Here is a 7,496-nt window from a genome sequence, read left to right on the forward strand (position 1 = left end):
ATTAATCGTTAAATGTTGTCGGTAGCTCTACAAATTCTACCCAGTATTTTCCTAGCGTTTTCATCAAATCAACCAAACCATCAAACGTTACTGGTTTTGTAATGTAAGATGCAGCACCTAAGTTATACCCTTTAACCATGTCTTCTTCTTGTTTAGACGTAGTTAATATAACAACCGGAATTCCCTTTAAGTTAGGGTTTCCTTTTATAGCTTCAAGCGCTTCACGGCCATCCATTCTAGGCATATTTAAATCAAGTAATATAAGTCCAGGACGCGGCGAAACTGCTTTGTCTTCAAACTTACCTTTACGCTCTAAATACTCAAGCAACTCAACGCCATCTTCAACAAAATGAAGCTCGTTAAGTACACGACTTTCAGCAAGGGCATCTTGTGTTAACAAACGATCATCTTCATCGTCGTCTGCCATTAAAATAGTAATCGGTTTTACTTTTGAATAGGGCATTTAAGCCTCTCCTTGCAATGTGAAAAGCTCAGCTTCCACAGGTAGTTTTATAATAAAGGTTGCACCTTCACCGTCTTTACTTTGGGCTGTAATTGTTCCGCCGTGGCGCTCCACAATACGCCTACATACAGAAAGGCCAATACCCGTGCCTTTATATTGTGAGCGTCCATGTAAGCGCTGAAACGGTACAAATATTTTATCGGCATATTCTTGTGAAAAACCAATACCGTTATCTTCTATGGTAATAACTTGAAAACTTAAATGAGTATTATGATCAGAGCTGAAAATATCTTCATCTTGATAACTGATTTTTATGTGTGGGTTTACGTCGGGACGCCTAAATTTAACAGCGTTCGACAGCAAGTTTAAAAACAGCTGCTGCATTTGGCTTTTATCGGCCTGAATAACTGGTAAATCATCTACATCAATTTGTGCTTCAGACTCTTTTATCGCAATCTCTAAATCACTTAATATATCAGCTACAACTTCATTTAAATTCGTGTCATCAAAATCTTTACCACGCGTTGTAATTCGCGAAAACTCTAATAAGTCGTTAATCAAGTTAGACATACGCTGCGCTGCATTTTTCATGCGCCCAATGTAATCCATCCCCTTTTCACCCAATTCATCTTTAAACATGGTTTCAAGACGGTCGCTAAAGGCTTGGATTTTTCTAAGAGGTTCTTGTAAATCATGGCTTGCTACAAAAGCAAACTCTTCAAGCTCTCGGTTACTACGGCTCAATTCATCTGAATATAATGTTAGCTCTTGTGTCCGCTCAGAAACCTTCATTGCTAATGTTTCGTTTTGTTTTTCAAGCTCAAAACGATATTGTGCTGCATTTCTTAAATTAAGGCGCGTCATAATAAACATACCAATAATCAGTAACGCACTCGTTATTGCTGTTATAGCGAATGTAATTTTAGCTTCATTTTTAATCTGTGCTAATTTAGAAAAATGGCTTACTTTAAAGAGTAATTCACGGTCTTGAATTTCATTAACATACTCTCTAATTTGCTTATAAAGCTTTCTTCCTTTATGCGTATTTAATACATACAACGCACGTCTTTCTTTGTCATCTAGCGCAAGGTTTACAGTTTGTTTTAATTCTTTAATTTTACTATCTACAAGAACTAACAACTGGGCTATACGCTCAGCTTGACCGTCAATCTCAGAGTGAAGCGACTTGACATGATCTGTTTGCGCTTCAATTTGGCCTACAGCATCGTAGTACGGCGTTAAATAGTCAGTCTCTTCTGTCAATAAATAACCACGCTGCCCAGACTCAGCCTGCACTATGGATAGATGCAGCTTCTCAATTGCAGTGGTTAGCATGCTAGTGTTGTCTAAACTTTTTTGGGTTTGTGTTAAGCCTTGAATCGTATTCAATGCTAAAAATGCGTTGCCCACAATAATACCTAGCACAACCACCATAAATGTTGCCCAAGTGATATTCGCTTTACCTTGCTGTTTTTTCTTGCTCATTTAGCTTCCCGAATTAAAGTTTATACAACACTTAATATTTATTGAGAGTCTGATATTTTTTGCAAACTTTCGCTGCACTGTTGGCAATTATTGATAATTTTATCAAGTGCATCTAACGCTTTTTCTTTTGGCATATCGTTTTCAAGTACCAATTTAATCAGCTCAGCATTCATCGAAATACGATTTAGCGGCCCTCTTGCATCGTGTACTAATTTATTGAGTTGCTCTGTTTGGTTATCGGATGTCATGCCCTTCCTCAAATCTATTTATATTCGCCAATACCGCCATATGCATTAAGGCGGTTATAAAGTGTTTTAGTACTAATACCAAGCATTTGTGCAGCAAGCGTTTTATTACCTTGCACCTTATCAAGCGTTGCATGAATAAGTTCTTTTTCAACTTCTTCAATTGTTTGCCCTGCTGATACAGGCTTTTCGGCAGCTTGATTATTAACGCGCGAAAAGGGTGACTCTAAGTTATCAGGTAAAATAATGTCGCTGGTTTGTGGGTCGCTCATAATAAATGCACGGTGTATAGCATGGCGGAGCTCTCGCACATTACCCGGCCATTCATAGCTTTGCAGCTCTTTGAGCTGTGCGGCAGTCCAACTAAAGGCAGTGCCGTTTTCGTCATTAAGTTGATCTAAAAAGGCTTTTGCTAATAAAGGTACATCTTCTTTTCTATCGCGAAGTGGCGGTATATCAATAGGAAAAACAGCCAACCTAAAGTAAATATCTTCACGAATAACATTATTTTGTGCCAAATCGGTAAGCGAGCGGTTAGTAGCTGAAATAACACGGCAATTGGTTGGTATTTCTCTGTTACCACCTACGCGTGTTACCTTTTTAGTTTCAAGCACTCGCAGTAAATTTGGCTGCATATCAATTGGCATTTCAGTTACTTCATCTAAAAACAAAGTACCGTTATTTGATTGCTCAAATACACCTTCTTTACGTGCAATTGCGCCTGTAAATGCGCCTTTTTCGTGGCCAAATAACTCACTACCAATTAACTCTTTTGAAAGTGCGCCACAGTTGCTAGCAACTAATGGCCCTTCGCACTGGCTTGCGTTATGAATAGCTTGAGCCACTACTTCTTTACCTGCACCACTTTCACCCATAAGCATCACGTTAGCATTTGTTTTAGCTACGCGTTCAATCATGTTGTAAAGCTTTTGCATTGGCTCAGATTCACCAATTAAACCGCCAAAGTGGCGTACAATACCGCTCGACTTTGCTTTTTTAACTGCTTTTTTAGGGCCATTTAAAACGAGTTCTAAATCTTCACGTTGTAATGGTTTTAATAAATGCCCTACATTTGGCTCACACATATCAGCTAAAATACCTTTAACTGAAGGATGGCCCGAAATAAGTGTAATTTTTGGAGATTGCCCAATCGTTTTTAAGTGATCAAGTAAGTGCAAACCGCTACCATCAGGCAGCATAAAATCAAGCAGCACATGATCAAAGGCATTATTTTCAAACCATTGATGTGCTTCTTTTAAACTGGTAGCTGTGCTTATATTGTGGCCGAGGAATTCGACTATGTGGCAAACAACGTCACTAAATTCAACGTCGTCATCTACTAAAAGTATGTCTAACATGATAAATCCCTATGCTTTTTCCTTATTCTACGCAACCTAGATATTAATTTAAAGGTGCGCCCAGAATCTAATTTTTAAAATAAACTTAAGCGATTAAATGCTATTAATGTTACCAACCTAATATTTACGTATGCTGAAAAAAATCGATCATAAATTATGATTAATAATTAAAATCGTTTCTATTTATAGAATGGTAGCAACTATTATTATTAAAAACCTAAAAAAGGAGACGAAATGCAGCAATTAAAAACCTTAATACATTCAGGTATTAATATTGACCAAGGTACTCAATTTACACGCTTAACAGCTCGCGCTATTGTAATTAAAAATAATAAAATACTTTTAATGTATACAAACCGTTATGAAGACTACAGCCTGCCCGGCGGTGGAGTAGATGACGGCGAAAGTATTGAGCAAGGTTTAATTCGCGAACTAAGCGAGGAAACCGGTGCACAACAAATAAGTGTAGTTGAAGCTTTTGGACTCTATGAAGAGTATCGCCCTTGGTATAAGGACGATTTTGATATTATTCATATTAAATCGTATTGCTTTGTATGCAGTATTGCCGACAAGTTTGGCAAAGCGCAATTAGAGCATTACGAGCAGCAAAATGGCATGACAGCCAAATGGGTTGATATTAACGACGCAATTGCACATAACGAGCGCACCATTGCTAACAGTGAAAAACAAGGGCTTTCTATTTTACGAGAAACTTACTTATTAAAGCGCATTGCAAAGGAGCTAATATAAAGCTCTGTGTTTGCCCCAGAGGGTGTTGTAAATTTTGCAACGCCCAGAATATTTTACTGCCTCGAGCACCTCAATTTTTATATTTAAAAAATCCTCCTTCAGCAAAAATATAAATTTAATTAATAAAATCAGATGGATAAAAACAAAATCAACTTTTTATAAAAACTGGCTCTAGCCTTGCACCTTTTAAATAACTAAATTTGTAAGGAGATAGAAATGAGTAACACAGTTAAAACGATTAATCCCGCAACTGAGCAAACCATTGAAACCTATACACTACTTTCTCAAAAGGAAGCAGAACAGGTAATCGAAAAATCTCACGAAACATATTTAAAATGGCGATTAACGTCATTCACTGAACGTGCAAAATACCTTAATAAGTTAGCCTCACTCTTTGAAGATCAAAAAGAAGCTATTGCAAAACTCATGACCGAAGAAATGGGTAAAGTTTATGAGCAAGGCTTTCAAGAAGTTGAACTATGTGCAGGAATTTGTCGTTATACAGCCGAACAAGGCCCACAAGTACTTGCTGACGAAGAACGTGATATGGACGGCGGCCGCGCAATTATCAGCTACCAACCAACAGGTGTACTATTAGGCATTCAACCATGGAACTTTCCGCTTTATCAGGTAATTCGCTACAGTGCTGCTAACATCATGGCGGGTAACACAACCGTATTAAAGCATGCTGGTAATGTATTTGGCATGGCTGAAAAAATAGAAGAGCTATTTAAACAAGCTGGTTTCCCAGAGTATTGCTTTAACAATCTACTTATCGACGGCAAAACAGCCAGTTCTTTAATTTCGCACAAAGCAATTAGCGGCGTAACCTTTACCGGTAGTGATGCGACAGGTAAAAAAGTAGCAGAAGAAGCAGGTAAATACGTTAAGAAAACAGTGTTAGAGCTTGGTAGTAACGACGCTTACTTGGTACTTGATGACGCAGACCTAGAGCTTGCAGTTAAAACCTGTGTAACCGGGCGCATGATCAATAACGGTGAAACGTGTGTTTCAGCTAAACGTTTCGTTGTTGTAGAGTCACTTTACGATGACTTTAAAGCGCAAATTAAAGAGCAATTTGAAGCCATGAAAATGGGCGACCCAATGGCAGACGACACAGACTTAGGTCCAATGGCACGTGAAGACTTACGCGACGGGATTCACGACCAAGTAATGGAATCAGTTAAAGCAGGTGCAAACATAGTAACGGGCGGCGAAATACCTTCGCAAACGGGCTACTACTACCCACCTACTCTACTAGATAACTTAGCCCCTGGTATGCCAGCCTATGACGACGAATTATTTGGCCCAGTAGCTTCGCTTATTAAAGCCAAAGACAACGACGATGCAATGCGCATCGCTAACGACTCTCGCTACGGTTTAGGCGGCGGTATTTTCTCTAAAGATGAGAAAAAAGCCATTGAACTAGCTAAAAAGTACTTTGACACAGGCATGATCAATATTAACGGCTACGGTTTAGCACAACCTAACCTACCGTTTGGTGGTGTTAAAGAAAGTGGCTACGGCCGAGAGCACGGCGGCTTTGGTATGCGCGAATTTGTGAATATCAAATGTATTATGATCAATAGCTAATTTAGCTTTAAATACTAATACATTAGAAAACCTAAAAGTGGGTAACCGCTTTTAGGTTTTTTTAACTTTAGAATTAGATTACAGAAGAGCTTAGTCTCTACTAAGTTCAAACCGCAAAGTAACTACACAGTAATAACTGTAAATGAGCAGTTTGCTTTTTAATCATTATCAACATAAAAGAATAATATAATAAATTCAGAGGCACTAATTGCAGCTAGCTGCATTATCAGCAAAAACATAATACCAATCCCAGCTTGAGGGTCAGGTTCAATACCAAAGACAAGTACTGCCGCCAAAGTAATAGTAAATAATGCAGCTATAATTCTAATAAAAATGAGCCGTTTATTTTTATAGTTTTTAGCGTTAGCTAAAAAATATAGAAGCAAATAAGGCAACAGCATAAACGCAAAGCCAATTTCAGTTGGCATCCAGTACTTAATAGCAACAGCAACTAAAGATAAAACAGCAAGCGCCTTAACTGGGTAGTACATTTTTTTATAATTCACATGCTTTCCTTTGCACGCAGTGCTTTATTAGCACCAAATAAAATATTGCCGAACAATATAAAAACTTTAACTATGCAATGCAATGCAATCTATTTCACTAGACTTAACCTGACAGGCAACAATGAGCGATAAGCGGTCATTGAGATTGGCCAAATATCGTCGTGAATTGATTGGTAAGGCTGCTCTTTGCGCATATATTCATGAAAATGAGCGCTGAGCGCATATTGTTCTATTTATCTTTTCTTTAAAGTTTCAGAAACTTAGTAATAGTAATACCTTAAACTATTTGTTAAAACTATATCATTCAGAAAAATGAGCGTGACGTCGGCAGAAATATGCGCGATGAGCGCACTATTAAATTGTTGAACTAAGCCGCTACGCGGAGATCCTATTCTGACCATTTGAGCCACACTTACCTTGGAGTTATCCCATATTTGGAGGTAAGTCATGAATACACTCATTGAACAAGTCAAAACTGAAATAGCCTATCGTGGTTATTCACAAAGTACCTGTAAAAGCTACTGCGAACATTTACTAAAACTCAGTCCATTATTTTAATAAACCGCTCGATTCGATTACTGATGAGGAACTTAACGCCTTTTTTAACGATCCTGCGATTCGTAAACTTTCTAGAGCAAGCCAAAAAATACAAATAAACAGTATCTGGTTTTTGTTTAAGAATATTTTACACCGCCCACTGAACTTAGACATAGCCTTGCCTAAAGCAAAACCTCGGGCACCTACTTATTTATCGCGTGATGATATTCGACGACTTATAGAAAGTTGCACCGATATGCGCTTAAAAACATTGATAGTGGTGTGTTATGGATGTGGTTTGCGTATTGGCGAACTGCTGCGTATCAAAGTGCAAGACATCGATGGACAGCGTAAAACCATTTTAATTGAACATGGTAAAGGAGATAAGTCACGCTATGTTGTTGTATCAGATAGCGTGCTAAATCAATTACGTCGCTATTGGAAAATGTATCACCCAACAGGCTGGATGTTTTATTCACGATGGTTAATGGATAAACCCATGTCACCCTCAAGCTTCAGAAAGGCATTGAAAAAACATGCACAAATGTGTGGTTTAAAG

Annotated in this window: 8 protein-coding genes and 1 pseudogene; 4 read left to right on the forward strand and 5 right to left on the reverse strand. The window is 38.1% G+C overall.

Annotated elements, in window-relative coordinates; translation table 11 throughout:
• Nucleotide 1: 1 nt before the first annotated feature.
• From H5117_RS08915 to H5117_RS08930, 4 genes are read right to left on the reverse strand one after another with little or no spacing between them, the layout of a single operon-like run.
• Nucleotides 2-463, reverse strand: a complete 462-nt coding sequence (locus H5117_RS08915; protein WP_039485075.1) for a response regulator — start codon at nt 461-463, stop codon at nt 2-4.
• Nucleotides 464-1,948: an ATP-binding protein gene (locus H5117_RS08920; RefSeq protein ID WP_154903470.1), complete on the reverse strand. Its 1,485-nt coding sequence runs from the start codon at nt 1,946-1,948 to the stop codon at nt 464-466.
• 38 nt (nt 1,949-1,986) lie between these two features.
• Entirely contained in the window at nt 1,987-2,196 is a 210-nt protein-coding gene (locus tag H5117_RS08925) for a histidine kinase (protein ID WP_039485081.1), read from the reverse strand.
• 14 nt (nt 2,197-2,210) lie between these two features.
• On the reverse strand, nt 2,211-3,551 hold the full coding sequence (locus H5117_RS08930; protein WP_039485084.1) for a sigma-54 dependent transcriptional regulator: 1,341 nt from the start codon (nt 3,549-3,551) through the stop codon (nt 2,211-2,213).
• A gap of 234 nt (nt 3,552-3,785) precedes the next feature.
• Here H5117_RS08930 and H5117_RS08935 point away from each other — a divergent pair, with 234 nt between their 5' ends.
• On the forward strand, nt 3,786-4,301 hold the full coding sequence (locus tag H5117_RS08935) for an NUDIX hydrolase (RefSeq protein ID WP_182737291.1): 516 nt from the start codon (nt 3,786-3,788) through the stop codon (nt 4,299-4,301).
• Between the two features lie 216 nt (nt 4,302-4,517).
• Nucleotides 4,518-5,894 (forward strand): NAD-dependent succinate-semialdehyde dehydrogenase, encoded by a 1,377-nt coding sequence (locus tag H5117_RS08940; RefSeq protein WP_182732771.1) that lies wholly within the window; start codon nt 4,518-4,520, stop codon nt 5,892-5,894.
• A gap of 158 nt (nt 5,895-6,052) precedes the next feature.
• Here the strand turns inward: H5117_RS08940 and H5117_RS08945 are convergent, their stop codons facing one another.
• Nucleotides 6,053-6,400 (reverse strand): hypothetical protein, encoded by a 348-nt coding sequence (locus tag H5117_RS08945; RefSeq protein ID WP_182737293.1) that lies wholly within the window; start codon nt 6,398-6,400, stop codon nt 6,053-6,055.
• 574 nt (nt 6,401-6,974) lie between these two features.
• On the opposite strand from H5117_RS08945, the pseudogene H5117_RS20840 reads away from it, so the two are divergent.
• Nucleotides 6,975-7,043 (forward strand): annotated as a pseudogene (locus tag H5117_RS20840) (hypothetical protein); the annotation flags it as partial.
• Nucleotides 7,044-7,070: 27 nt separating this feature from the next.
• On the forward strand, nt 7,071-7,496 hold a 426-nt coding region (locus H5117_RS08950; RefSeq protein WP_259404299.1), incomplete at its 3' end, for a tyrosine-type recombinase/integrase.

The organism is Pseudoalteromonas sp. SG45-1, from assembly GCF_014164135.1.
Taxonomy (GTDB): Bacteria; Pseudomonadota; Gammaproteobacteria; order Enterobacterales; family Alteromonadaceae; genus Pseudoalteromonas; species Pseudoalteromonas distincta.

Bases quoted from the DNA above. Each gene is read 5' to 3' on its own strand.
- H5117_RS08915 (WP_039485075.1), bottom strand. From the start codon at position 463: ATGCCCTATTCAAAAGTAAAACCGATTACTATTTTAATGGCAGACGAC.
- H5117_RS08925 (WP_039485081.1), bottom strand. From the start codon at position 2,196: ATGACATCCGATAACCAAACAGAGCAACTCAATAAATTAGTACACGAT.
- H5117_RS08940 (WP_182732771.1), top strand. From the start codon at position 4,518: ATGAGTAACACAGTTAAAACGATTAATCCCGCAACTGAGCAAACCATT.
- H5117_RS08920 (WP_154903470.1), bottom strand. From the start codon at position 1,948: ATGAGCAAGAAAAAACAGCAAGGTAAAGCGAATATCACTTGGGCAACA.
- H5117_RS08935 (WP_182737291.1), top strand. From the start codon at position 3,786: ATGCAGCAATTAAAAACCTTAATACATTCAGGTATTAATATTGACCAA.
- H5117_RS08930 (WP_039485084.1), bottom strand. From the start codon at position 3,551: ATGTTAGACATACTTTTAGTAGATGACGACGTTGAATTTAGTGACGTT.